Source organism: Oleiphilus sp. HI0061 (assembly GCF_001635675.1).
Genome location: NZ_LWFE01000309.1, coordinates 1 through 800, shown reverse-complemented (window position 1 = coordinate 800; position 800 = coordinate 1). Strand labels below are relative to the sequence as shown.

Annotated in this window: 2 protein-coding genes; one reads left to right on the top strand and one right to left on the bottom strand. The window is 46.9% G+C overall.

Features of this window, described 5'->3' with window-relative positions; genetic code table 11:
- A partial coding sequence (locus A3735_RS04015) for an ABC transporter substrate-binding protein (protein WP_156499391.1) occupies positions 1–532 on the top strand: 532 nt, incomplete at its 5' end.
- A gap of 1 nt (position 533) precedes the next feature.
- On the opposite strand, the gene A3735_RS30235 is transcribed toward A3735_RS04015, so the two are convergent.
- Positions 534–800 (bottom strand): hypothetical protein (locus tag A3735_RS30235; RefSeq protein WP_197485654.1); only part of this gene is annotated, 267 nt, incomplete at its 5' end.

The window sequence follows — 800 nt, the reverse complement described above, 5'->3', positions numbered from 1 at the left end:
TAACACAGAGCGAGCCAAGAAATGGCACTACAGCTTGCCCGTTCATGTAGTGAACTATGGTCTGTTTGTTAAAAAAGATAACCCTTTAGACTACAGCTCGCGTCAGCAGTTAAGCGGTTTAACCATCGCCACCTATGGCCCGACCAACATGTCGAAAAAGGTCGAGAAATTCGCAAAGAAAATCCCTGGGGCTCGTGTTGTCATAGAGAACGACTTTGAGCATGTGTTTAAAATGCTCGAAGCTGATCGCTTTGGTAAACGTGGGGTGGTCTATGTACCGGATGTCGTCGGCTTTGATACGATCAAAGAGTTCAAGCTGCAGAATGTGCGTTATGCAGGGCCAGATATTAAGAACTTATATTATGTGATTTTTGTCAAAGAAACAGTTTCTAAAGAGTATGTCGATGCCTTTAACCAGGTCTTGCTAACCTTTCACCGTGACGGCACCATGACGGATATTTACGCACGATACAATGGCTCTGTTACCGCGAACGTGCCTGCCATCGAAGATATGGTCGTTCCCGGGCACTAAACTAGCTAATACTTTCGACTAGATAGCGCTTATCACCAAGCTCTACTTCGTCCTCGAGATAGGCGCCAAACAAAGCCTTTCCCAGCGGCGCGAGCTTACTCAAAAGCAACACCTGGCGGCCATTAAAATCGACTATAAGGCCCCCTGCAACAGGCGAAAGAAACACTTCACTAGCAGCCTCGTCGCGACCAGTGCCGAGCTCTCTCAGTCCAATTAAGGTACCAAATTGAATTGCATCGTCTTCACCAAAGTTCTTTGGCTTTAAGCG